Consider the following 22,170-nt stretch of genomic DNA (forward strand, 5'->3'; position numbering starts at 1 on the left):
CCGGGAGAGCGTCGGCCCCGGCCGGTAGGGTGGCGTCCGGGCTGTGCTCATGGGTGGGTCGTGTCCGATCCGGACTGGTTGACACCTATTTGACGCGGTGCAACCTGTATCGACACATCTTGGACGCATTCGACGCGATGCGGGCCGGGCCGGAAGAATGTCGCAGGGAGCCGGTGGGATCGTGCCGGTTGCCCCGTGCGGTCGTTGTTCCTGACGGTGCGCCGGCCCGGCAGGGCCGCCGCGCCGCCAGGGGTGGAGCAGCGCGCCGGAGCCGACGGCCGCCGTGTGCGCGGCGGCCGCCAGTAGGTGCAGGGGCGGGCCGTCCACGGTTCCCGTCCCAGCGGAGTTGGGCGCTGCGGTCGTGGCCGTGCCGCCGAGGGCGCGGAAGCGGCCTGGAAGGAGCTTTGACATGACCGATGGCGGCCACGTCCCGAGCGCGGGAGTACCGGAGCAGCCGTACGGCGGAGCCGACCCGCTCGGCTCGCCGGAGGGCATCCCCATGCCCGGCGCGCAGCCACCCGGCCAGACCTGGGCCGCCGAGCCCCGCCCCGCGTACACCTTCCTCGACCAGCTGGACGAGGAGGAGGACGAGCTGCTGATGCCCGGCCCGCAGGGGTCCTGGGGCGAGCAGCTGATCGGGGCGGTGGAGACCGTCAACGTCATCGAGCACCCGGTCGTCGTGCCCGTCCAGCCGCAGGCCGCGATGCCGGTCCACGAGACGATGCCGCTGCGGACGATCCCCGAGGCGCAGCCCGCGGGCGTTCCGGTCGAGCCGTCCTGGCCGCCGCTGAACCCGCCGATGCCGGTCGCCGAGGTGTTCGCCCCCGAGTCGCAGGCCCAGCCCCTCCCCGCAGAACCGGTTGTCCCGCAGGCGCAGGCGCAGGCACCGGAGCAGGCCCAGCCCCAGAGCCAGGACCAGCATCGGCAGCAGGACCCGACCCAGGTTCACCCGCAGGTGCAGGCCCAGCCGCAGGAGCCGGTCGCCGCCCAGGCGCCCGCCGCACCGGCCGTCGAGGCCCAGGCACCGCTGACGGCCGCTCAGCCGGTCCGGCGCCCGCTGCACGCCGGACCGCCGATCCCGGACGCCTCGCTGATGACCGGCCACGTGCCGGTCCGCTCGCTGGCCGACCGCGGCCCCTCCGGCGGCACGGACCCGCAGGCGTACCCGGGCCGCCCCGGCACCACCCCGGCGTTCGGCACCCCGGTCGGGATGGCGCAGCCGGTCGCCGAGCCGGTCGCCGCGCCCGTGCAGCCCGTCCAGCCGGCGGCGGAGGCCGCCGTCGAGGCGCCCGCCCCGATCGAGGCGCCCGCGGTGGCCGCCCCCGTCGCCGAGCAGCCGGCCCCGCAGGCCGTCGAGCCGGTGGCCGCGGCCCCGGTGGCACCGGAGGCCGCGCCCGTCGAGGTCCCCGCCGAACTGCCGGCGGAGACCGTCGTCGAGGCCCAGCCCGAATCCCAGGCCCCGCCCCAGGTCCAGCCCGAGGCCCCGGCACCGGTCGAGCTCCCGGCCCACCCGGAGCCGGTCACCGAGCCGGTCGCCGAAGCACCGTCCGAGGCGGTGGCCGAGACCGCCGCCGAGGCCCCGGCGCCGGTCGCCGTGCCGCTCGCGCCGGTCGCCCCGGTCTTCGTCGAGCCGGTCTACGCCGCCGCGACCGCACCGGCGTCCGCGCCGCTCGCCGAGGCCCAGCCGGTCGCCCCCGTCGTGGCCGTGGCCGTGGCCGAGCAGCCCGAGGCCCCCGCCGCCGAGACCGTCCAGGCGACGATCCCCGCGCAGGCCGCCCCGCCCGCCCCCCAGCACCGCCGGATCTCGGCCTTCCTGGCCGCCCCCGCGCCGCACGGCCTGCCGATCGTCGAGCCCGCGCCGCCCGCGGACGGCGCCGGCGACCCGACCTCCCCGCTGGCCGCGGGCACCGGTGACCTGCTCACCGGGCCCGTCGCCGCCGAGGCCCCCGCGGAGCCGGTGGCCGCCGAGCCCGTACCCGTGCCGGACCCCGAGCCCGTCGTGGCCGAGGCTGCCCCGGAGGCCGTCCAGCCGCAGCCCGAGCCGGCCGCCGCCGAGGCCGCTGTCGAGGCCCCTGCCGCCGAGGTCCCCGCCGCCGAGCCCCGAGCGGTGACCGAGCCCGGTTCCGAGCCCGAGGCCGCCCCGGCCGAGCCCGTGGATCAGCCCGCCGAGCAGCCGGCCGAGGCCGCCGAGCCGACCGCCGAGGCCCAGCCGGCCGAGGCGGAGCAGACCGCCGCCGTCGCCCCGGCCGAGCCCGCTGACGGGTGGGAGGCCGCCGAGACCGGCGAGGTCGGGGAGCCCACCGTCGAGGCCGACCGGTCCACCGCCGAGGCTCCCTCCGGCGAGGCGGCCTCGGACGAGACGTCCTCCGGCGAAGCCTCCGCCGAGGAGCAGCCCGAGGTCGACCGCGGCCCCGCCGCCCCCGGCTACGACGAGGCCGGCCGTGAGGCCGTCCACCAGGTGATCCGCGAGCGCCGCGACATCCGCAACGGCTTCCGCCCCGACCCGATCCCGCACGAGGTGCTGATCCGCGTCCTGGAGGCGGCCCACACCGCCCCGAGCGTCGGCTACTCGCAGCCGTGGGACTTCGTGGTCATCCGCTCCTCGAAGACCCGTCAGAAGATGCACCGGCTGGCGGAGCGCCAGCGGGCTGCCTTCGCGGACTCGCTGCCCAAGGGCCGGGCCAAGCAGTTCAAGGAAATCAAGATCGAGGCCATCCTCGAGACCCCGGTGAACATCGTGGTCACCGCCGACCGCACCCGCGGCGGCCGGCACACCCTCGGCCGGCACACCCAGCCGCAGATGGCCCCCTACTCCGCCGCGCTGGCCGTCGAGAACCTCTGGCTGGCCGCCCGGGCCGAGGGCCTCGGGGTCGGCTGGGTGAGCTTCTTCGACGAGGAGGAGATGATCCGCGAGCTCGGCCTGCCCGAGCACCTGGACGTCGTCGCCTACCTCTGCGTCGGCTACGTCGACGCCTTCCCGGACGAGCCCGAGCTCCAGCAGCAGGGCTGGGCGAAGAAGCGCCCGCTGGCCTGGGTCGTCCACGAGGAGCAGTACGGCAACCGCGCGCTGCCCGGCGAGGAGCCGCACAGCCTGCTCTCCGACACCCTGCGCGGCATCCGTCCGCTGGACGCCAAGTCCCTCGGTGAGGCCTGGGACCGGCAGAAGCGGATGACCAAGCCGGCCGGTTCGCTCGGCATGCTGGAGATAATCGCCGCGCAGCTGTGCGGCCTGTCCCGCAAGTGCCCGCCGCCGATCCCCGAGCCCGCCTGCGTGGCGATCTTCGCCGCCGACCACGGTGTGCACGCCCAGGGCGTGACCCCCTGGCCGCAGGAGGTCACCGGCCAGATGGTGGCCAACTTCCTGGCCGGGGGAGCGGTGGTCAACGCCTTCGCCGCCCAGGTCGGCGCGGAGGTCTGCGTGGTCGACGTCGGCGTCAAGTCCGATCTGCCGGAACCCGTCCAGCAGGGCCGCACCACCGGCCTGCTGCCCCGCAAGGTCAAGCCCGGCACGGACGACATGACGCAGGGCCCGGCGATGACCCGGGAGGAGGCGCTCAAGGCGATCGAGATCGGCATCGAGACCGCCCGCGACCTGGTCGCGGCCGGCAACAAGGTGCTGATCACCGGCGACATGGGCATCGCCAACACCACCGCGTCCGCCGCGCTGATCTCGGTCTTCACCGGCACCGACCCGGCCGAGGTCACCGGCCGCGGCACCGGGATCGACGACGAGACCCACGCCCGGAAGGTCGAGGTCATCCGCCGGGCCCTCGCCCTGCACCAGCCCGACCCGGCCGACCCGATCAGCGTCCTGGCGGCGGTCGGCGGTCTGGAGCACGCGGCCATCGCGGGCTTCCTGCTCGGGGCCGCCTCGCTGCGCACCCCGGTCGTCCTGGACGGCGTGATCGCGGGGTCCGCCGCGCTCGCCGCCAAGGCGATCGCCCCCGAGGTCCTGGCCGCCTGCATCGCGGGCCACCGTTCCGCCGAGCCGGGCCACCAGGCCGCGCTGGCCAAGCTCGGCCTGCGTCCGCTGATCGACCTCGACCTGCGGCTCGGCGAGGGCACCGGAGCCCTGCTGGCCCTGCCGCTGGTGCAGAGTGCGGCCCGGGCGATGCACGATGTAGCCACCTTCGACTCCGCCGGGGTCACCGAGAAGGCCTGACGCCTCCCGCAGTCCCCGTACCGGCCCGAGGGCGCGCCGGTACGGGGCACCGCCGTACGCCGTACCGACCTCCACCCACCCAGGAGCACCGCCGATGACCGCGCCCAAGCCCCACCCCAGCACCGAGGGCCTCACCCCGTACCCCGTCGGCCTGCTGCTCGACGGCCGCCGCGTGGTCGTGGTCGGCGGCGGCCAGGTCGCCCAGCGCCGGCTGCCCGCGCTGATCGCCGCCGGTGCGGACATCCAGCTGATATCGCCGGCCACCACCCCCGCCGTGCACGCCATGGCCGACGCCGGCGAGCTGACCTGGCACCGCCGCGGCTACGCCGACGGCGACCTGGCCGGCAGCTGGTACGCCCTGGTCGCCACCGACGACCCGGCCGTCAACACCGCGGTCTCCGCCGAGGCCGAGCGCCTGCGGGTCTTCTGCGCCCGCAGCGACGACGCCTCCGCCGCCACCGCCTGGACCCCGGCGAGCGGTCGCGACGGCGGTGCCACCGTCGCCGTGCTCACCGGCGACCCGCGCCACTCCGCCGGGCTCCGGGACGCCATCGTGGACGGTCTGCGGGACGGCTCGCTGACCGCCCGCCAGTACCGCGAGCGGGTCCCCGGCGTCGCCCTGGTCGGCGGCGGCCCCGGCGACCCGGACCTGATCACCGTGCGCGGCCGCCGCCTGCTCGCCGACGCGGACGTGGTGGTCGCCGACCGGCTCGCGCCCCGCGAACTGCTCGCCGAACTCCCCCCGCACGTCGAGGTCATCGACGCCTCCAAGATCCCGTACGGCCGTTTCATGGCCCAGGAGGCGATCAACCGGACCCTGATCGAGCACGCCGAGGCCGGGAAGTTCGTGGTCCGGCTCAAGGGCGGCGACCCGTACGTCTTCGGGCGCGGCGGCGAGGAGCTGCTCGCCTGCGCAGAGGCGGGGATCCCGGTGACGGTGGTCCCCGGCATCTCCAGCTCGATCAGCGTCCCGGCCGCCGTCGGCATCCCGGTCACCCACCGCGGGATGACCCACGAGTTCACCGTCATCTCCGGTCACGTCGGCCCCGGCGAGCGCTCGCTCACCAACTGGGACGCGGTCGCCCGGATGACCGGCACCCTGGTGCTGCTGATGGCCGTGGACAAGATCGGCGACATCGCCGCCAAGCTGGTCGCGTCCGGCCGTCCGGCCGACACCCCGGTCGCCGTCGTCCAGGAGGGCACCACCGCCGCCCAGCGCCGCGTCGACGCCACCCTGGCCACCGTCGCCGCCACGGTGGCCGCGGAGGGCATCCGCCCGCCCGCCGTCATCGTCATCGGCGACGTGGTCGACGTCCTCGCGCACTGAACCGCCGCGGCCACCGGGCGGGCCGGCCCGCCCGGTGGCCCGCAGCACGCCCGCCGGTGTCCCGCGTCCGTCGGGCGACGACGGCCCGCCCCCGCCACCGAAGGCCGGGAGCGCCGCCGCACGGGCCGATTGGATTAGCGCCCGCCGACCGGGCAGGATCGGGCCCGTGTCCGAACCAAGCACCGTCACCGACCCCGCCGACCCCCGTCTGGCCGACTACACCGGCCTGACCGACGTCGAGCTGCGCCGCCGCCGCGAACCCGCCGAGGGCCTCTTCATCGCCGAGGGCGAGAAGGTCATCCGCCGCGCCCTGGAGGCCGGCTACCGGATGCGGTCGATGCTGCTGACCGCCAAGTGGCTCGGCGTCATGGCCGACGTCATCGAGGCCGCGGACGCCCCGGTCCACCTGGTCGAGCCGGCCCTCGCCGAGCAGGTGACCGGCTACCACGTGCACCGCGGCGCGCTCGCCTCGATGGAGCGCAAGCCGCTGCCGGAGGCCGCCGAGATCCTCGGGTCCGCCCGCCGGGTCGCCGTCCTGGAGGGTCTGGTCGACCACACCAACCTCGGTGCGATCTTCCGCAGTGCCGCCGCGCTCGGCATGGACGCCGTGCTGCTCTCCCCGGACTGCGCGGACCCGCTCTACCGGCGGGCGGTCAAGACCTCGATGGGCGCCGTCTTCGCCGTCCCGTACGCCCGTCTCGACCCGTGGCCGGCGGCCCTGGACGCGGTCCGTGCGGCCGGCTTCCAACTGCTCGCTCTCACCCCGGCCGAGCACGCCGTGGACCTCGCCGAGGCCGCCCCGCAGCGGCTGGAGCGCGCCGCCCTGATGCTCGGCGCCGAGGGCGACGGCCTGACCCGCCACGCGCTGGCCGCCGCGGACCGGGCCGTGCGGATCCCGATGGCCCACGGCATCGACTCGCTCAACGTGGGTGCCGCCGCCGCGGTGGCGTTCTACGCCGTCACCGCGGGCTGACCGGGGCCGGATCTCCGCGCGATCCAAGGCCGGGGGTTCGTTCGCCGCCGTCCGACCGGACGTCAGCGGGTGCCGCCGACGGCGCCGCCGGAGATGCCCGCACCGGGCCAGGACTCCTCCAGGCTGCCGTCGCCCCGGACGGTGTAACGGGTGGTGGAGACGGCGCCGGTCTGCGAGACCCGCTCCTCGCGCAGCAGCGCGCCGTTCTCGATCCGCCAGACCGCGCCGGCCTGCGGGTCGGCCGCGGAGGCCCGGGAGGCCCGGGCCACCGCGACGTCACCGTTGAAGCCGAAGAGCTGCACCAGGTCGACCGGCACCGAGCCCTCGGACCGCCGCAGCACCACCACGACGGCCGGCGCCTCCCGGTAGCGGGCGGGCAGCACGGCGGTCAGGACGCTCTGCGCGCCCTCGCCGGTGCTGCGGCCGTCCTTGAGCTGGATCGCCGGGCCGCCGGCCGGGTCGGCGTACAGCCGGTTCGACCAGTCGCCGTTCGGGACCTGGCCGGCCGCAGGCCCGAGCCCGGCGTCGCCGCCGCTGCGCGCGGCGGTGGCCAGCGGCGCGACGGCCCCGGCGCCGTCGATCGACAGCGGCGCGGGCTGCTCGGCGGACGGTGAGCCGACGACGGCCGGCTGCTGCGCGGGCAGTCCCTGCTCGCCGCGGTTCTCGCAGCCCTGGGCGGCGGCGATGGCCAGCGCGACGCCGACCGTCACCGTGACGAAGACGATCACCCGCTGCCGCAGCAGCCGTCGCCGGGATCCGCCCGGACGCACCGGCGGCGGGGTGTGCTGACGGTCCCTCGGGGCCGGCGGCCGGACCGGGGCGGGCGTGGGCTGGCGCTCCCGCACCTGCTCCGCGTGGTGCGGCCGGGGCATCGGCGCCGTGACGGGCTGGCCCGGGCGGCGCCGGACCGGCCGGTCGGCGGGGGCCGCCGCCATCGGCCGGACCGGCGCCGCGGGCTGCGGTACGGCGGGCTGCGGTACGGCGGCCCGGCCCCGGGCTGGCCCGGCCGCACCGCGCGCGGCCAGCTCGCTCAGCCGCTCGTGCAGCGCGGCGGCCGGCGGACGCTCGGCGGGCTCCTTCGCCAGGCAGGCGCGGACCAGCGGCGCGAGCGGCGCGGGCACGCCCGACAGCTCCGGCTCCTCGTGGACCACCCGGTACAGCATCACCTCGGACGAGGCACCCGAGCCGAAGGGCGTGTCACCGGTGAGCGCGAAGGCCAGCGTGGCGCCGAACGCGAAGACGTCGGTCGCCGGCGTGACGGCGGCGCCGCGCACCTGCTCGGGCGCGAGGAAGCCGGGGGAGCCCACCGCCGTGCCGACGTGGGTGAGCGTGCTGGCGCCGCGCGACCAGGCGATGCCGAAGTCGATGATCCGCGGGCCCTTGGGGGAGAGCAGGATGTTGGACGGCTTGAGGTCACGGTGGACCACCCCCGCCTCGTGCACCTTGACCAGCCCGTCGGCCAGCGCGGCACCGATCCTGGCCGCCTCCGGCCAGGGCAGCGGCCCCTCCTCGCCGACCCGCTTGTACAGCGAGGGGCCGGGTACGTACGCGGTCGCCAGCCAGGGGCGCTCGGTCTCGATGTCCGAGCCGACCACCCGGGCCGTGCAGCCGCCCCGGATCCGTGAGGCGGCGGCGATCTCCCGGGCGAAGCGGGTGCGGAACTCGGCGTCCTCGGCCAGCTCCGCGCGGATCAGCTTGAGCGCGACGCGCTGCCCCCTGCGGTCCGAGCCGAGGTAGACCACGCCCATCCCGCCGGCCCCGAGCCGCCGGTGCAGACGGTAGGGGCCGACGATGCGGGGGTCCTCACGCCGCAGCCGCATCATCGCCATGCTCGTTCCCGTCAGCCTGTGGGGTGACCCCCCGTCGGATGGGGGATCGTCAGATCCTGTCGGCCCACAGCTTACGGACTGGCCGCTGCGGTGTGCTGATACGCAACACCCCCGGCGCCGGTCGGATTGTCGGACACCGCTCACCCTGACCCGGAACCCGGTTGTCCCACCCCCTCTGACCTGCGGCGGAGCGAGCTCTAGGGGCCGTTCTCAGGGTTCCCTCGGGGATCCGTTCCGCCCGGTCTCCGCCTCCAGTAGTACACGGCACGGCGCGGGGTCATCCTCGGGGAGGCCCGGAGACGGTACGGGGGCATGACGTCATGCGCCACTCCGACGAATACCTTGGTTATCAGCGGCGGGCGGAGACCCTCGTCCCCCGAGAATCCGCCCCCGCGCCCACGTCCCACCCCGTCCGGACCGACCGGACGGCAGCAACCGGTCCGAGCAGGACGGCAGGAGCAGAGACCATGGCCATGCAGCTCAACGGAGCCGGCCGCCGCCAGAGGCCGAACGCCCCGCACAGCGGGGCCGAGACCAGGCACCCGGCGGTCGCCCTGGCCATCGCGGTCCCGTGCGCGGTCCTGCTGCTCGTGCTCTTCGGCGGGTGGGAGCAACTGGCGACGCAGACCCAGGCGGTCGCCGATCTGATCGGACGCTGACCTCGGGGGAGGTCGGTGTCGGGCCGGGGTCCGCGCACCGCGCGGTTCCCCTCCTCCGCAGGGCACGTGGACGGGCGAGCGGCGGAGGAGCACAGCGGTCGCACCAAGCGGCCCCGGAGCGTGGTTGCCGGGTACAGGTTGTCGGTGAGGGCAGCGCTGTACCCGGCGACACGCATGTCCGGGCCCCGACGAGACGAGCCGTGAAACGCCGAGAGCCGCGACCTCGGGGAGGTCACGGCTCTCGTTCTGCGGTGCGCGATACTGGGATTGAACCAGTGACCCCTACCGTGTCAAGGTAGTGCTCTCCCGCTGAGCTAATCACGCTCGACCGCTGTCACAGTCGCGGTCGTACTGGTGCGGATCCGCGAGGATCCGAGTGCGCGATACTGGGATTGAACCAGTGACCCCTACCGTGTCAAGGTAGTGCTCTCCCGCTGAGCTAATCGCGCTCGACCAGCACTGACGTGCCGACCTGGGGCTGACCCCGGTGGATCCGAGTGCGCGATACTGGGATTGAACCAGTGACCCCTACCGTGTCAAGGTAGTGCTCTCCCGCTGAGCTAATCGCGCTCGACCAGCACTGACGTGCCGTCCCGGGGCTGACCCCGGTGGATCCGAGTGCGCGATACTGGGATTGAACCAGTGACCCCTACCGTGTCAAGGTAGTGCTCTCCCGCTGAGCTAATCGCGCTCGACCAGCACTGACGTGCCGTCCCGGGGCTGACCCCGGTGGATCCGAGTGCGCGATACTGGGATTGAACCAGTGACCCCTACCGTGTCAAGGTAGTGCTCTCCCGCTGAGCTAATCGCGCGGGGAGGGCCCCGGAGAACCGGGGAACCTCTTGGAGGTGGAGACGGGATTTGAACCCGTGTACACGGCTTTGCAGGCCGTTGCCTCGCCTCTCGGCCACTCCACCAGGCAACTTCTGAAGAACGATCTTACCCTGTTCCCCATCGAGCGGACGACGAGATTCGAACTCGCGACCCTCACCTTGGCAAGGTGATGCTCTACCAACTGAGCCACGTCCGCCTGTCTCCCGGCCGCTTCCCCGACTTTCCTCGGCTCCGCTTCCCGGCGACGTGTTGAACTCTAGCGGATTCCCGGGCCAGCTAAAAATCCGTTCCCGCAGCGTGGCGCGGGGGTGGCCCCGGGGTGGCGGTTCGTCAGCCGTCCCGGCAGCTCGGGAGCCCGCACCCCGGGGGGCGCCGACCTACACTTCAGGCACCGGGGCCAGCCCCGGCGCGCGCGCCCGCACCCGGGCCGGCAGTACCGAATCCGCGCAGGAGAACCGTGTCCGGCCGCACCACCCCCCTCAGCCCCGACCAGCCGATGGCCCGCTTCGGCGGGTTGCTCGCCACCGGGCTGCGCGAGGTGACCTCCGACCCCGCGGCGCTCGACTCGGCCGGTTTCTGGGCGGTCGCCCACGACTTCGAGGGCCGACTGGTCTGCGCCCGCTTCGACGAGCTCCGGCCCGACCTCGCCCCGCCCCGCACCGACGGCTGGCTCGGCCCGCGTCCCGACGGCTGGCACAGTTCGCTCGACCGGGCCGCGTACACCGCGGGCGTCCGCCGGATCCGCGAGCACATCGCGGCCGGCGAGGTCTACCAGGCCAACCTCTGCCGGGTGCTGTCCGCGCCGCTGCCCGACCCGGGTCGCACCGACATCGACGCGCTGACCGGGCTGCTCGCGCACGGAAACCCTGCCCCCTATGCAGGAACGATTCGGCTGCCCTCGCACGGCGTCGAGATCGCCACCGCCTCGCCCGAGCTCTACCTCCGCCGGGACGGCCGCACCGTCTCGTCCGGTCCGATCAAGGGCACCGGCCGCACCGAGCACGACCTGCTGGAGAAGGACCACGCCGAGAACGTGATGATCGTCGACCTGGTCCGCAACGACCTCGGCCGGGTCTGCGAGACCGGCAGCGTGACCGTCCCCGACCTCTGCGTGGTGGAGAAGCACCCCGGCCTCGTCCACCTCGTCTCCACCGTCCGGGGCACCCTGCGACCCGGCGCCGGCTGGGGCGAACTGCTCGCCGACACCTTCCCGCCCGGTTCCGTCACCGGTGCCCCCAAGTCGAGCGCCCTGCGGATCATCGACGCGCTGGAGACCGCCCCGCGCGGCCCCTACTGCGGTGCGGTCGGCTGGGTCGACGCGGACCGCGGCACGGCGGAACTGGCCGTCGGCATCCGCACCTTCTGGATCGACCGGTCCGACGGCCCGCCGGTGCTGCGGTTCGGCACCGGCGCCGGCATCACCTGGGGCTCCGACCCCGAACGCGAGTGGGACGAGACCGAGCTCAAGGCCGCCCGGCTGGTTGCGATAGCGTCGGGCACCCACGTGTACTGAGCGGGCCCCGCCCCTGCACCGGGACACCTCGAACCACCTGCACCGAGCTCCGAGGAGCGGCGCCACATGAAGATCTGGGTCAACGGATCCCTGGCGGAGAGCGACACCGCGGCGCTCTCCGTGCTCGACCACGGGCTCACCGTCGGCGACGGCGTGTTCGAGACCGTGAAGGCCGTCGACGGCCGGCTCTTCGCCCTCACCCGCCACCTCGACCGGCTCACCCGCTCCGCGCGCGGCCTCGGCCTGCCCGACCCGGACCACGCCGTCCTCCGGGAGGCCTGCGAGCAGGTCCTCGCGGCCAACCCGATGCCGCTCGGCCGGCTCCGCATCACCTACACCGGCGGCACCAGCCCGCTCGGCTCCGAGCGTGGCGAGCTGCCCCCGAGCCTGGTGGTCGCCCTCGGCACGGCCAAGCCCCGCCCGGACACCACCGCGGTGGTGACCGTCCCCTGGCGCCGCAACGAGCACAGCGCAGTCGCGGGCCTCAAGACCACCTCGTACGCCGAGAACGTGGTCGCCCTCGCCGCCGCCCACCGGGCCGGCGCCTCCGAGGCGCTCTTCGCCAACACCGCGGGCCTGCTCTGCGAGGGCACCGGCTCCAACGTCTTCCTGGTCCTCGACGGGCAGCTGCTCACGCCGACCCTGGCCTCGGGCTGCCTCGCCGGCATCACCCGGCAGCTGACCGTGGACTGGACCGGCGCCGAGGAGCGCGACCTGCCGTTCGAGGCCCTCTTCGAGGCCGAGGAGGTCTTCCTCACCTCCACCCTGCGCGACGTCCAGGCGGTGGTCCGGGTCGACGGTCACGAGCTGCCCGCGCCGGGCCCGACCACCCTCAAGGCGATGGCCCAGTTCGCCGAGCGCAGCGGCGACGACCTCGACCCCTGAGCCGGCCCGCCGGCGCGTGGTAGAACCGGGCTCCCACCGGGAAGGGAGCCCCCATGACCACCACCCTGCGCCCCGAGGGCGCCGAGCACTCCTGGCCCGGCGGCGGCCGCAGCCGGCGCTGGCGGATCTGCGTCAACGGTCGCCCGGTGGGCGGCCTGCGCACCACGGCACTGCCCCGCGGTGAGCAGTGGTGGGGCGAGATCACCGAGCTGGAGGTCACCGAGGGCCGGCGGCGCGGACGGGCCACCATCGGCGCGCTGGCCGCCGAGGAGGTGCTGCGCGGCTGGGGCTGTTCCCGGCTGGACGTCCCGGTGCCGGCCGGCGCCGACGGCGCCCTGGCCCTGGCGCGCACCCTCGGCTACACCGAGCGGATGCGCAACATGACCAAGCGGCTCGGTCCGCCGCCGGAGCTGCCCGCCGGCCTGACGGTCCGCCGGATCGGCCCGGCCGAGTACGAGGAGTGGCTGGCCGGGGCCCGCGCCGGCTACCTGGCCGACCTGCTCGCCTCCGGGCTGAGCGAGGCCCAGGCCCGGGCCAAGGCGGACGCCGACCACCAGCAGGTGCTGCCGGACGGGCACGCCACCGAGGGCGTCGCCCTGCGGCAACTGTGTGCGGCGGACGGCACGGTGCTCGGCAGCCTCTGGGTCGCCCTGCGGCAGAGCACCCTGCCGGACGGCTCCCCGCTGGCCTGGGTGATGGTGGTGCAGGTGGACGAGGAGCACCGGGGGCGCGGGTACGGCCGCGGCCTGATGCTGCTGGCCGAGCGCGAGTGCCTGGCGGCGGGCGTCCACGACCTGGGCCTGAACGTCTTCAGCCGCAACGAGGTCGCGGTCGCGCTCTACGCCTCGCTCGGCTACCGGACCACCCTGCGGGTGCTCGGCAAGCAGCTCTACTGAGCCGGTGCGGCGGGCCCGGGTCAGGCCGTCCGGTGCTGCTCGATCAGCTCGACGACTCGATCAGCTCGACGATCCGCTCGCGCAGGCCGTCCTGGCTCCGGCCGCCGTCCAGCCGCTGCCCGGCGATCACGTAGGTGGGGGTGCCGCTCACGCCGATCGCCTTGCCCTCGGCCTGGTCGGCGTCGACCAGCAGCATGTGCCGGCCGTCGATCAGTGCCAGGTCGAGCTCCTCGGCGTCCAGCCCGAGCTCCTCGGCGACGGACACCAGGAACGCCGTCCCGCCGCGCTCCAGCTCCTCGACCCGGCCCAGCACGGCCTCCACGTACTCCCAGCCGCGCCCCTGGTCGAAGGCCTCCTGGGCGGCCTCGGCCGCCGCGTAGGCGTGCTTGTGCTTCTCCAGCGGGAAGTGCCGCAGCTCCACGGTCAGCGCGTCGCCGTACCGCGCGCGCAGCGCCCGTACGTCGTCCAGGGCGGTGCGGCAGTCGGAGCACTGGAGCTCGCACCAGAGTTCCAGGCGGGGGAGTGGAGCGTCGGTCATGGCGCCCAGTCTCTCACCCCGGGCGGGGGCCTCAGCCCGTGGTGACGGCCTCCGCCGAGCGCTGCCGGGCCCGGTAGGCGGCCACGTGCAGGCGGTTCCCGCAGGTCCGGCTGTCGCAGTAGCGGCGGGAGCGGTTGCGGGAGAGGTCGACGAAGACCCGCGCGCAGTCCGGTGCCTCGCAGCGGCGCAGCCGCTCGCGCTCGCCGGCCATCACGATGAACGCCAGCGCCATCCCCAGCTCGGCGGCGAGGTGGTCCCCGATGGCCGCGTGCGGGGCGAAGTAGTGGATGTGCCAGCCGTGGTGGTCGTGGTTGGTCAGCCGGGGCGTGGTGCCGGCGGCCGCCACCACCGCGTTGACCAGCTCGGCGGCCCGGTCGGTGGAGTCGGCCGAGAACACCTCGCGCAGCCGTCCGCGCACGGCCTGGACGGCGGTCACGTCGGCCGGGGTGAGGGAGTCGATCTCGCTGATCTCCTGCCGCACCACGAACGCGGACAGCGCCGGGACGTCCGGCAGCTGCTCGGTGCCGCACGCTTCGGGCGCGGTGTTGAGAAGCTCGACCAGAATGCTCAGGGCGCACTCGGTGTCATGAGTGATCAGCACGTGGTGACTCCTCACCCGGCGGGGGCCTGCTGCACCCGCGTCGGTCATCACCCGTGACTCTACCGGCAGCCGCCGTCACCCGACGGTGAACCGGCGCGTACGCGACATCCCGGTGGCCGGCGGGCGGACGCCCGGGTACGCCGACGGCGCGGCCCCACCCGGTCAGGGGAGGTGGCCGCGCCGCCGGGCGCGCTGCGTGTCGCGTGTTCGATGGTGCTGTGATGCGGATCATGCTCCTCGCTCTGGACCGGCCCCGGGACCGCGCACGGCGGCCCGGAGTGCGTCCGTGCCCCCGAGTTGGACGGACGCAGTGAGGTTCGCCCCGCCGCTCGCCGGCGGCGGGCACCTCGGTCGGGGTCAGCTCTCGGCGAGGATGTGTGACAGCTCCCGGTCGAGGTCGAAGTGACGGTGTTCGGTGCCGGGAGGCACGGCGGCGTCGGTGCGCTTGAGAAACGACTCCAGCGCGCGTGCCGGGGCCTCCAGCAGGGCTTCTCCTTCCGGAGAACTGAGGGCGATGCAGACCACCCCCTGTCCATGGCTGCGCGAGGGCCACACCCGCACGTCGCCGGTGCCGGTGGGTCGGTGCAGCCCCTCCGCGAGGAGGTCACGGGCGAACACCCACTCAACGGTCTCGTCGGCACCGGTGTGGAACGTCGCGTGCACGGCATAGGGGTCGGCGGTGTCGTAGCGCAGGCCCGCGGGGACGGGCAGTGAGGACTCGCTGGACACGATGAGGCGCAGGTGCAGCTCGCAGCTGACCGTGGTGTTCATAAGCGCCAGGGCCTTTCGCTCAGTGTGCGCTCGGGGAATCGCACGTCGGCGAACGGACCATCCCACCTCTAAGCCCGCTGTAAACCCGTCTGTCCCGATTCCGGTGCGAGTCGTACCCCTTCCGGCGCATTGCGGAATCGCCGCGCAGGGCGCCCGAGGCCCCGCGGGGCCCGGAACTCGGGTACTTTTCCCGGCATGTCTGTACGAAGTGACAAGGAAGAGCTGGAGTCGGCCGGCGGGGCGGCCGCGGGCGCCGGGCCGGCGGGCCGGCCGACGGGCTCCCGGGCGCCGCTGTTCATCCGGCGCTCGCCGGCGCTGCACACCAGCTGGCGGGTGATCGTCTTCCTGGCCGGCCTCGCCGTGGTCGGGCTCGGGATCGTGATGCTGCCGATGCCCGGGCCGGGCTGGGTGGTCATCTTCCTGGGCATGAGCATCTGGGCGACCGAGTTCGCGTGGGCGCAGCGGGTGCTGCGCTGGACCAGGCGCAAGGTCGCCGAGGCGGCCCACCGGGCCATGGACCCGAAGGTCCGCCGGCGCAACCTGGCGATCACCGCGGTGGTGCTGGTGCTGATCGCCGCGGCCGCCGCCTGGTACCTCCGGCGGTACGGGCTCGCGCTGCCCTGGTAGCCGGCGCCGGGCGCCGGGGCGGCCCGGGCGTGTTCGGAGCACCCCCGCAGATGGGGTAATGTTTTCCCTGCACCCGGGCGATTAGCTCAGCGGGAGAGCACTTCGTTCACACCGAAGGGGTCACTGGTTCGATCCCAGTATCGCCCACCGGAATGCACAGTAAGTCGTAGGGCCCCGGCCATTCATTGGCCGGGGCCCTACGTCTTTTCGATATCCCGGCAACTCCTGATGCCTATTCACCGGGCCGGTGCGCAAGGGGATCTGGGGGTGTGTCGGGAGGGGCGGCCGGGAACGCGATTGCGGACCTGCGGCCAAGTAGTGCTAGTCTTCTTCTCGTTGCCCGGGCGATTAGCTCAGCGGGAGAGCACTTCGTTCACACCGAAGGGGTCACTGGTTCGATCCCAGTATCGCCCACCGAGCACAACTGTCAGGCCCCGACCACATGGTGGTCGGGGCCTGACTGCTGTTCGGCCTGACTGCTCTTCGGGTCAGGCTGCCGTTCGCGCCGCGGTCTAGGCGGCCAGTTCGCAGCGGTGGTCGGCGCCGAGCCGGTGGCCGCAGGCGCAGCGGGCCGGGCGCAGTGGCCAGGAGAAGTCCACCCGTTCCGGGGTGCCCGACCGGTCGAACCAGCGTTGCAGGCCCCGGGCCTGGGCCGCGTGCCAGACGGCCTGCCGCAGATGCAGCTCGCCGGGTGTCACCGCACCGAGCCGTTCGGGGTGGCGGGAGCCGAGTGCCCGGACGAGCTGGAGGGCGGCGGCCGCGTCCACGCCGGCGTCGTGCGCGCCGACCAGGCTCACGTCGTAGTGCGCGCACAGGTCGGTCAGCGTGCGGCGGCCCTTGCGGTAGCGGTCCACGTGCTTGTCCAGCACCCACGGGTCCAGCACGAGCAGTTCGGTGCCGGCGAGGCTGTCGGCGAGGGATCCGCCGCGGTGCCGGCGTAGTTCGCGGTCGAGCAGGGTGAGGTCGTAGGGGGCGTTCATCACGACCACCGGGACGCCCGCGGCGGCCTGTTCGGCCAGCGCGCGGGCGATCTCGCCGACCACCGCGCGGGCGGGGCGGCCGTGGGCGCGGACGTGTTCGTCGCTGATGCCGTGCACCGCGCGGGCGCCGTCGGGGATCGGCACCCCCGGGTCGGCGAGCCAGCTGGTGGTGCGGGCGGGCAGGCCGGGGGCGGGTTGGAGCACCAGGGCGGCGGAGACGATCCGGTCGGACTCGACGTCCACGCCGGTGGTCTCGGTGTCGAATGAGGCGAGCGGACCTTCGTACCAGTGCCGAGACTGCTGCATGACTGCCCCTCACGGTGCCACCGGGCGGGGCGCCGCGCCCCGCCGAGGACCAGTGGGGCGCCGCGCCGCGCGGCGTTACGCAGAGGTGATACCGCAGTTGACGCCCCCTCAATCCACGGTTCGGCGGACCCCGTGCGACGGGGGCGCGTCACGCAGGGTGAGGGGGCCCTCACCGGGGCGCCGGGGTGATATCGGTGCACGGCGGCCGGTCACGGATCGGTACCATCGGGGGTGCGCAGCAGAGTGCTGTGGCAGACAGATGTCAGGAGAGACCGGTGACCGACGTCCGGATCATCATCAACCGCGAACCCGATCGGGAAGAGCGCGTGGTGACCACGGGCACTACCGCCGCCGATCTCTTCGCCGACGACCGCTCGATCGTCGCCGCCCGCGTCGGCGGGGCGCTCAAGGACCTCGCCTACCGGGTGGCCGAGGGCGACGAGGTCGAGCCGGTCGCGATCGGCAGCAAGGACGGCCTGGACATCCTGCGCCACTCGACCGCGCACGTGATGGCGCAGGCCGTGCAGGAGATCTTCCCGGAGGCCAAGCTCGGCATCGGCCCGCCGATCAAGGACGGCTTCTACTACGACTTCGACGTCGAGAAGCCGTTCCACCCCGATGACATCAAGGCCATCGAGAAGAAGATGCAGGAGATCATCAAGCGCGGGCAGAAGTTCTCGCGCCGGGTGGTCACCGACGAGGCCGCCCGCGAGGAGCTGGCCGCCGAGCCGTTCAAGCTGGAGCTGATCGGCCTCAAGGGCAGCGCCTCCGTCGAGGACGGCGCGTCCGTCGAGGTCGGCGCCGGCGAGCTGACCATCTACGACAACGTGGACCCGAAGACCGGTGACGTGTGCTGGGGCGACCTGTGCCGCGGCCCGCACCTGCCGTCCACCCGGAACATCCCGGCCTTCAAGCTGATGCGCTCGGCCGCCGCCTACTGGCGCGGCAGCGAGAAGAACCCGCAGCTCCAGCGCCTGTACGGGACCGCCTGGCCGACCAAGGACGAGCTGAAGGCGCACCTGGAGTTCCTGGAGGAGGCCGCCAAGCGCGACCACCGCAAGCTCGGCAGCGAGCTCGACCTCTTCTCCATCCCGGAGGAGATCGGCTCCGGCCTCGCCGTGTTCCACCCCAAGGGCGGCGTGATGCGTCGGGCCATGGAGGACTACTCGCGCAAGCGGCACGAGGAGTCGGGCTACGAGTTCGTCTACACCCCGCACGCCACCAAGGGCACCCTGTTCGAGCTCTCCGGTCACCTCGACTGGTACGCCGACGGGATGTACCCGCCCATGCAGCTCGACGGCGAGAACGACTACTACCTCAAGCCGATGAACTGCCCGATGCACAACCTGATCTTCCGCTCGCGCGGCCGGTCCTACCGTGAACTCCCGCTGCGGCTCTTCGAGTTCGGCACGGTCTACCGCTACGAGAAGTCCGGTGTGGTGCACGGCCTGACCCGCGCCCGGGGCTTCACCCAGGACGACGCGCACATCTACTGCACCAAGGACCAGATGGCCGGCGAGCTGGACTCGCTGCTCACCTTCGTCCTGGACCTGCTGCGCGACTACGGTCTGAACGACTTCTACCTGGAGCTGTCGACCCGCGACCCCAACAAGTCGGTGGGTTCGGACGAGGACTGGGCGGAGGCGACCCAGGCGCTGGCCGACGCGGCCGAGAAGCAGGGCCTGGAGCTGACCCTCGACCCCGAGGGCGCGGCCTTCTACGGCCCGAAGATCTCGGTGCAGGCGCGGGACGCGATCGGCCGTACCTGGCAGATGTCGACCATCCAGGTCGACTTCCAGCTGCCGCAGCGCTTCGAGTTGGAGTTCCAGGGCTCGGACGGCAACCGCCAGCGACCGGTCATGATCCACCGTGCGCTGTTCGGCTCGATCGAGCGGTTCTTCGCGGTGCTGCTGGAGCACTACGCCGGCGCCATGCCGCCGTGGCTCGCCCCGGTCACCGTGGTCGGCATCCCGATCACCGACGAGCACATCCCGTACCTGCGCGAGGTGGCGGCCGAGCTGAGGAAGCACGGCGTCCGGGTCGAGGTGGACGCCTCGGACGACCGGATGCAGAAGAAGATCCGCAACGCGCAGAAGCAGAAGGTCCCGTTCATGCTGATCGCGGGCAACGACGACGTCGAGGCGGGCGCGGTGTCGTTCCGCTACCGCAGTGGCGAGCAGAAGAACGGCGTGCCGGTGGCGGACGCGGTCGCGGAGATCGTCGACGCGGTGCAGCGCCGGATCCAGGTGTGACCGGATCGGTGTGACCCGGCGGGGCAGGCTCGTGACGAGTCTGCCCCGCACTGGTTTCCCGGCCTGCCGCGGCGCCTATGCTGATCAGCATGACGAGCGAGCCGGAACTGCAGCAGGGCGTGGGGGAGCCGGACGGCTTCCAGCGCCTGTGGACCCCCCACCGGATGGCCTACATCCAGGGTGAGAACAAGCCCACCGGACCGGCCCCCGGCGACGGCTGCCCGTTCTGCTCGATCCCGGCGCTCAGCGACGAGGACGGGCTGGTCGTCGCCCGCGGCGGCTCGGTCTTCGCCGTGCTCAACCTCTACCCGTACAACGGCGGCCACCTGATGGTCGTCCCCTACCGGCACGTCGCCGACTACACCGACCTGGACGGGGCCGAGACGGCCGAGCTCGCCGACTACACCAAGCGGGCCATGACCGCGCTGCGGGCGGCCTCCGGTGCGCACGGCTTCAACATCGGGATGAACCAGGGCGCGGCGGCCGGTGCCGGGATCGCGGCCCACCTGCACCAGCACGTGGTGCCGCGCTGGGGCGGGGACACCAACTTCATGCCGGTGGTCGGCCACACCAAGGTGCTGCCGCAGTTGCTCGCCGACACCCGGAAGATCCTCGCGGACCTCTGGCCGAAGGGCTGACGCCCGCGGGCGCGTACGGAGGGGGCCGGTCCCGTCGGGACCGGCCCCCTCCCGTGAGCCTCGGTGACGGGCCGTCAGCCCGCGTCGTACCGGTCGGCGCGGTACGGGCGGGCGCCCTGCATCTCGGACTTCATGATGTTGGAGCGGTTGGTGAAGCGCTCGACGTTCACGTCGTGCTCCGCGAGGAAGTCCATGGTGGCGGCGAGGATGACGTTGGCCACCGGGGTGGAGCCCTGGATCACGTCGTCGCTCTTGAACCGGCTGGGCCACGTCCGGTCGGCCCAGGAGGCGCGCAGGCTGAGCGGCTCCGGCAGGCCGATCGAACCGCCGAGCCAGGTGAGCAGGGTGGGGATCCGCATGAACGGCGCCCGCACCGCCTGTCGGACCACCTCGTCGTTGTCCACCAGCGCGAGCTGGACGGTCTGCTCCTCCCAGAACCGCACGGTCTTGGGGACGCTCTTCTCCTTCGGCTTGGGCTTGGCCGTGAAGTAGCCCGCGATCGGGCCGAGCGCGTGGCCGGTCACGCTGACCCGCAGGTGGTTGTGGAGCACGGTGATGTCGACCAGCATGGTCGCCACCAGCTGCCCCTTGTGCAGCACGAACTGGACGGCGACCCGGTGCCGCAGGTCGCTGCCGTAGGTCTGCCGGTTGGCCACCTCGCCGACGGCGAAGTCGCGCATCCGGAAGCCGTCCATCTCGCTGCCGCCGGGGCGGCCGATCTCGTCCGCGCCCTCGGGGATGTCCTGCACCACCCACTGGTGGATGGCCGGGCGGGGCATCGCGCCGTTCGGGATCTCGCTGGTGGACAGGGATCCGAGCCGGTCGGCGATCTTCCGGGCGAGGTCGTAGATGTGGAACGTCCGGAAGTCCTCGTGTCCTTCGGCCGGGCGCAGGTCCTCGGAGAGGTCCCAGTTCGCCCAGCGCGCGCCGACCCCGAGGATGCCCTTGCCACCGGCGTAGTGGTGGACGTTGGTCTCCTGCTCGGCCGCCAGGCGGTCGAGGGCGCCCTTGAGCGCCGTCGCCTTCTTGTCGAGGTGGTCGCGCGGCACCGCCTTGGGGACCGTCGCGGCCACCGCGCTGCCCTCGACCAGGCCGCCCCAGCGCGAGCGCAGCTCCAGCGTGGAGCGCAGCGCGATCCGCTTGGCCAGGAACCAGCCGAGGACCGGGCCGAGCATCATCACCCGGAGGTACAGGCCGGCGATCCCGCCGAGCGGCGGCCGCACCGCGAACAGCACGGCCAGGCCGGCCGCCACCAGCAGCGCCAGGGTGCCGAAGAAGCCGTCCCGGGCCGAGCCGGCCTTCGCGAAGTGGGCGCGGACCTGGTAGGCCGCGAGCCAGATCAGGGTGCCGGGCAGGAACAGGCCGCCGCACAGGAAGGTGACGGTGCTGAGCTGCCGGTCCCGGGCGTCCCGGAGGTCCTGGGCGGCGAGGCAGTGCTCGACCACCATCCGGACGTCGGTGCCGAACGAGGGCACCAGCGGGTTGCGCCCGGGCGGCAGGGTGCGGTCCAGCAGGGCGCGGCTGAAGGCCTCGCCGGCGCTCGGCCGGAAGAGGGCGAACTTGCCCTCCTTGACCTTGACCCCGGTCAGCCCCCCGAGCTCCTGGTAGTCGGCGTCGCGGTACGCGGCCGAGGAGAGGGCCTGGGTCACCGCGGTCTGGGTGCTGACGTCCGTCCGGGGTATCTGCGCACCCGGGGTCATGTCGAGCTGGCTCACTGTGGCAGGCCCTCCTCCCCTTGTCAGCGGCAGGTTACCGTGCCACCGCCCGGTCGCGCGGATGATCGTCTGAACCGCTGTCACATCTCGGCCACCGCCGCCGTCCACAGGATGCTGCCCGCTCACGGCACGCTTCGATCCTCCGGTGATCGGTTGTCTGCCGCGGGTCCCCGGATGAGGCAGGATGCGGGGCATGGCTGAGGACATCCAGCGGGACCCGGTTCTGGTCTTCGACGGCGACTGCGCTTTCTGCGCCACCTGCGTCAACTTCGCGGAGCGCTACCTGAGGGCGAGCCTGTCCTCGGGGGGCTGGGACGCGGTGCCGTACCAGTTCGCCGACCTGCCGGCGCTGGACGCGCGGGCGGGAGGCCGAGGGCTGGTGACCGCCGACCGGGCGGAGCGGGAGATCCTCTGGGTGACCCCGGCCGGGGCGGTCCACGGCGGCGCCCAGGCCGCGGCGCGGCTGCTGATGCGCTCCGGCGGGCTGTGGGCCTACCTGGGGGCCGTCCTGACGCTGGCGCCGGTGCGGCCGGCGGCGGCGGCCGGGTACCGCTGGGTCGCCCGCCACCGGCACCAGCTGCCGGGCGGCACACCGGCCTGCGCGCTGCCGCCCCGTGGGCGGGTCTGAGACCGAGCAGGGTCGGGGTCGGGTCGGTCGGGGGCC

General features: G+C 73.7%; 16 protein-coding genes, 9 tRNA genes and 1 pseudogene. 13 read left to right on the forward strand and 13 right to left on the reverse strand.

Annotated elements, in window-relative coordinates:
- Nucleotides 1–409 precede the first annotated feature (409 nt).
- The 3 genes from cobT to ACIOFR_RS17280 all read left to right on the forward strand — a co-directional run bounded on the left by cobT (nt 410) and on the right by ACIOFR_RS17280 (nt 6,462).
- A complete protein-coding gene (gene cobT, locus ACIOFR_RS17270; RefSeq protein WP_400997691.1) occupies nt 410–4,162 on the forward strand; it encodes a nicotinate-nucleotide--dimethylbenzimidazole phosphoribosyltransferase in 3,753 nt (1,250 codons plus the stop codon).
- A gap of 94 nt (nt 4,163–4,256) precedes the next feature.
- Nucleotides 4,257–5,489 (forward strand): uroporphyrinogen-III C-methyltransferase, encoded by a 1,233-nt coding sequence (cobA, locus tag ACIOFR_RS17275; RefSeq protein WP_400997694.1) that lies wholly within the window; start codon nt 4,257–4,259, stop codon nt 5,487–5,489.
- A 166-nt stretch (nt 5,490–5,655) separates the two neighbouring features.
- Entirely contained in the window at nt 5,656–6,462 is an 807-nt protein-coding gene (locus ACIOFR_RS17280) for a TrmH family RNA methyltransferase (protein WP_400997697.1), read from the forward strand.
- Nucleotides 6,463–7,088: 626 nt separating this feature from the next.
- Here ACIOFR_RS17280 and ACIOFR_RS17285 read toward each other — a convergent pair.
- A pseudogene (locus ACIOFR_RS17285) lies at nt 7,089–8,291 on the reverse strand (protein kinase); the annotation flags it as partial.
- Nucleotides 8,292–8,758: 467 nt separating this feature from the next.
- Here ACIOFR_RS17285 and ACIOFR_RS17290 point away from each other — a divergent pair.
- The gene (locus ACIOFR_RS17290) at nt 8,759–8,950 is read left to right on the forward strand and encodes a hypothetical protein (RefSeq protein WP_400997700.1); all 192 of its coding nucleotides are present in this window, start codon (nt 8,759–8,761) and stop codon (nt 8,948–8,950) included.
- A 252-nt stretch (nt 8,951–9,202) separates the two neighbouring features.
- Here the strand turns inward: ACIOFR_RS17290 and ACIOFR_RS17295 are convergent.
- From ACIOFR_RS17295 to ACIOFR_RS17325, 7 genes are all read right to left on the reverse strand, one after another.
- A tRNA-Val gene (locus ACIOFR_RS17295) sits at nt 9,203–9,274 on the reverse strand.
- Nucleotides 9,275–9,327: 53 nt separating this feature from the next.
- Nucleotides 9,328–9,399: transfer RNA gene (locus ACIOFR_RS17300), tRNA-Val, on the reverse strand.
- Nucleotides 9,400–9,448: 49 nt separating this feature from the next.
- Nucleotides 9,449–9,520: transfer RNA gene (locus ACIOFR_RS17305), tRNA-Val, on the reverse strand.
- 49 nt (nt 9,521–9,569) lie between these two features.
- A tRNA-Val gene (locus tag ACIOFR_RS17310) sits at nt 9,570–9,641 on the reverse strand.
- Between the two features lie 49 nt (nt 9,642–9,690).
- Nucleotides 9,691–9,762: transfer RNA gene (locus ACIOFR_RS17315), tRNA-Val, on the reverse strand.
- A 31-nt stretch (nt 9,763–9,793) separates the two neighbouring features.
- Nucleotides 9,794–9,867 (reverse strand) — tRNA-Cys (locus tag ACIOFR_RS17320).
- 40 nt (nt 9,868–9,907) lie between these two features.
- A tRNA-Gly gene (locus ACIOFR_RS17325) sits at nt 9,908–9,980 on the reverse strand.
- A gap of 300 nt (nt 9,981–10,280) precedes the next feature.
- Between ACIOFR_RS17325 and ACIOFR_RS17330 the strand changes: the two genes are divergently transcribed.
- The 3 genes from ACIOFR_RS17330 to ACIOFR_RS17340 all read left to right on the forward strand — a co-directional run bounded on the left by ACIOFR_RS17330 (nt 10,281) and on the right by ACIOFR_RS17340 (nt 13,078).
- Nucleotides 10,281–11,297, forward strand: a complete 1,017-nt coding sequence (locus tag ACIOFR_RS17330) for a chorismate-binding protein (protein ID WP_400997993.1) — start codon at nt 10,281–10,283, stop codon at nt 11,295–11,297.
- A 66-nt stretch (nt 11,298–11,363) separates the two neighbouring features.
- Nucleotides 11,364–12,182 carry an aminotransferase class IV gene (locus ACIOFR_RS17335; RefSeq protein ID WP_400997703.1) on the forward strand — a complete coding sequence of 273 codons (819 nt, stop codon included), beginning with the start codon at nt 11,364–11,366 and terminating at the stop codon, nt 12,180–12,182.
- Between the two features lie 53 nt (nt 12,183–12,235).
- On the forward strand, nt 12,236–13,078 hold the full coding sequence (locus ACIOFR_RS17340; protein ID WP_400997706.1) for a GNAT family N-acetyltransferase: 843 nt from the start codon (nt 12,236–12,238) through the stop codon (nt 13,076–13,078).
- A 43-nt stretch (nt 13,079–13,121) separates the two neighbouring features.
- Here ACIOFR_RS17340 and ACIOFR_RS17345 read toward each other — a convergent pair whose 3' ends face one another.
- The 3 genes from ACIOFR_RS17345 to ACIOFR_RS17355 form a co-directional block, all read right to left on the reverse strand.
- A complete protein-coding gene (locus tag ACIOFR_RS17345; RefSeq protein WP_400997709.1) occupies nt 13,122–13,616 on the reverse strand; it encodes a DsbA family protein in 495 nt (164 codons plus the stop codon).
- Nucleotides 13,617–13,647: 31 nt separating this feature from the next.
- On the reverse strand, nt 13,648–14,217 hold the full coding sequence (locus ACIOFR_RS17350; protein WP_400997712.1) for a CGNR zinc finger domain-containing protein: 570 nt from the start codon (nt 14,215–14,217) through the stop codon (nt 13,648–13,650).
- 357 nt (nt 14,218–14,574) lie between these two features.
- Complete coding sequence (locus ACIOFR_RS17355; RefSeq protein WP_030056266.1) at nt 14,575–14,988, reverse strand: SsgA family sporulation/cell division regulator; 414 nt, start codon at nt 14,986–14,988, stop codon at nt 14,575–14,577.
- A 195-nt stretch (nt 14,989–15,183) separates the two neighbouring features.
- On the opposite strand from ACIOFR_RS17355, the gene ACIOFR_RS17360 reads away from it, so the two are divergent.
- The 3 genes from ACIOFR_RS17360 (at nt 15,184) to ACIOFR_RS17370 (ending at nt 16,029) form a co-directional block, all read left to right on the forward strand.
- Nucleotides 15,184–15,615 carry a TIGR02611 family protein gene (locus ACIOFR_RS17360; RefSeq protein WP_400997715.1) on the forward strand — a complete coding sequence of 144 codons (432 nt, stop codon included), beginning with the start codon at nt 15,184–15,186 and terminating at the stop codon, nt 15,613–15,615.
- Between the two features lie 75 nt (nt 15,616–15,690).
- Nucleotides 15,691–15,762, forward strand: a tRNA-Val gene (locus ACIOFR_RS17365).
- Nucleotides 15,763–15,957: 195 nt separating this feature from the next.
- Nucleotides 15,958–16,029: transfer RNA gene (locus ACIOFR_RS17370), tRNA-Val, on the forward strand.
- Nucleotides 16,030–16,127: 98 nt separating this feature from the next.
- On the opposite strand, the gene ACIOFR_RS17375 is transcribed toward ACIOFR_RS17370, so the two are convergent.
- Nucleotides 16,128–16,901: a 3'-5' exonuclease gene (locus ACIOFR_RS17375; protein WP_400997717.1), complete on the reverse strand. Its 774-nt coding sequence runs from the start codon at nt 16,899–16,901 to the stop codon at nt 16,128–16,130.
- Nucleotides 16,902–17,176: 275 nt separating this feature from the next.
- Between ACIOFR_RS17375 and thrS the strand changes: the two genes are divergently transcribed.
- Entirely contained in the window at nt 17,177–19,153 is a 1,977-nt protein-coding gene (thrS, locus tag ACIOFR_RS17380; RefSeq protein ID WP_400997719.1) for a threonine--tRNA ligase, read from the forward strand.
- 77 nt (nt 19,154–19,230) lie between these two features.
- Nucleotides 19,231–19,791 carry an HIT family protein gene (locus ACIOFR_RS17385; protein ID WP_400997722.1) on the forward strand — a complete coding sequence of 187 codons (561 nt, stop codon included), beginning with the start codon at nt 19,231–19,233 and terminating at the stop codon, nt 19,789–19,791.
- 74 nt (nt 19,792–19,865) lie between these two features.
- On the opposite strand, the gene ACIOFR_RS17390 is transcribed toward ACIOFR_RS17385, so the two are convergent.
- A complete protein-coding gene (locus tag ACIOFR_RS17390; RefSeq protein WP_400997725.1) occupies nt 19,866–21,506 on the reverse strand; it encodes a hypothetical protein in 1,641 nt (546 codons plus the stop codon).
- A gap of 193 nt (nt 21,507–21,699) precedes the next feature.
- Between ACIOFR_RS17390 and ACIOFR_RS17395 the strand changes: the two genes are divergently transcribed.
- Nucleotides 21,700–22,134, forward strand: coding sequence for a thiol-disulfide oxidoreductase DCC family protein (locus ACIOFR_RS17395; RefSeq protein ID WP_400997728.1), 435 nt, complete (start codon nt 21,700–21,702; stop codon nt 22,132–22,134).
- Nucleotides 22,135–22,170 lie beyond the last annotated feature (36 nt).

The organism is Kitasatospora sp. NPDC088346, assembly GCF_044740765.1.
Taxonomy (GTDB): Bacteria; Actinomycetota; Actinomycetes; order Streptomycetales; family Streptomycetaceae; genus Kitasatospora.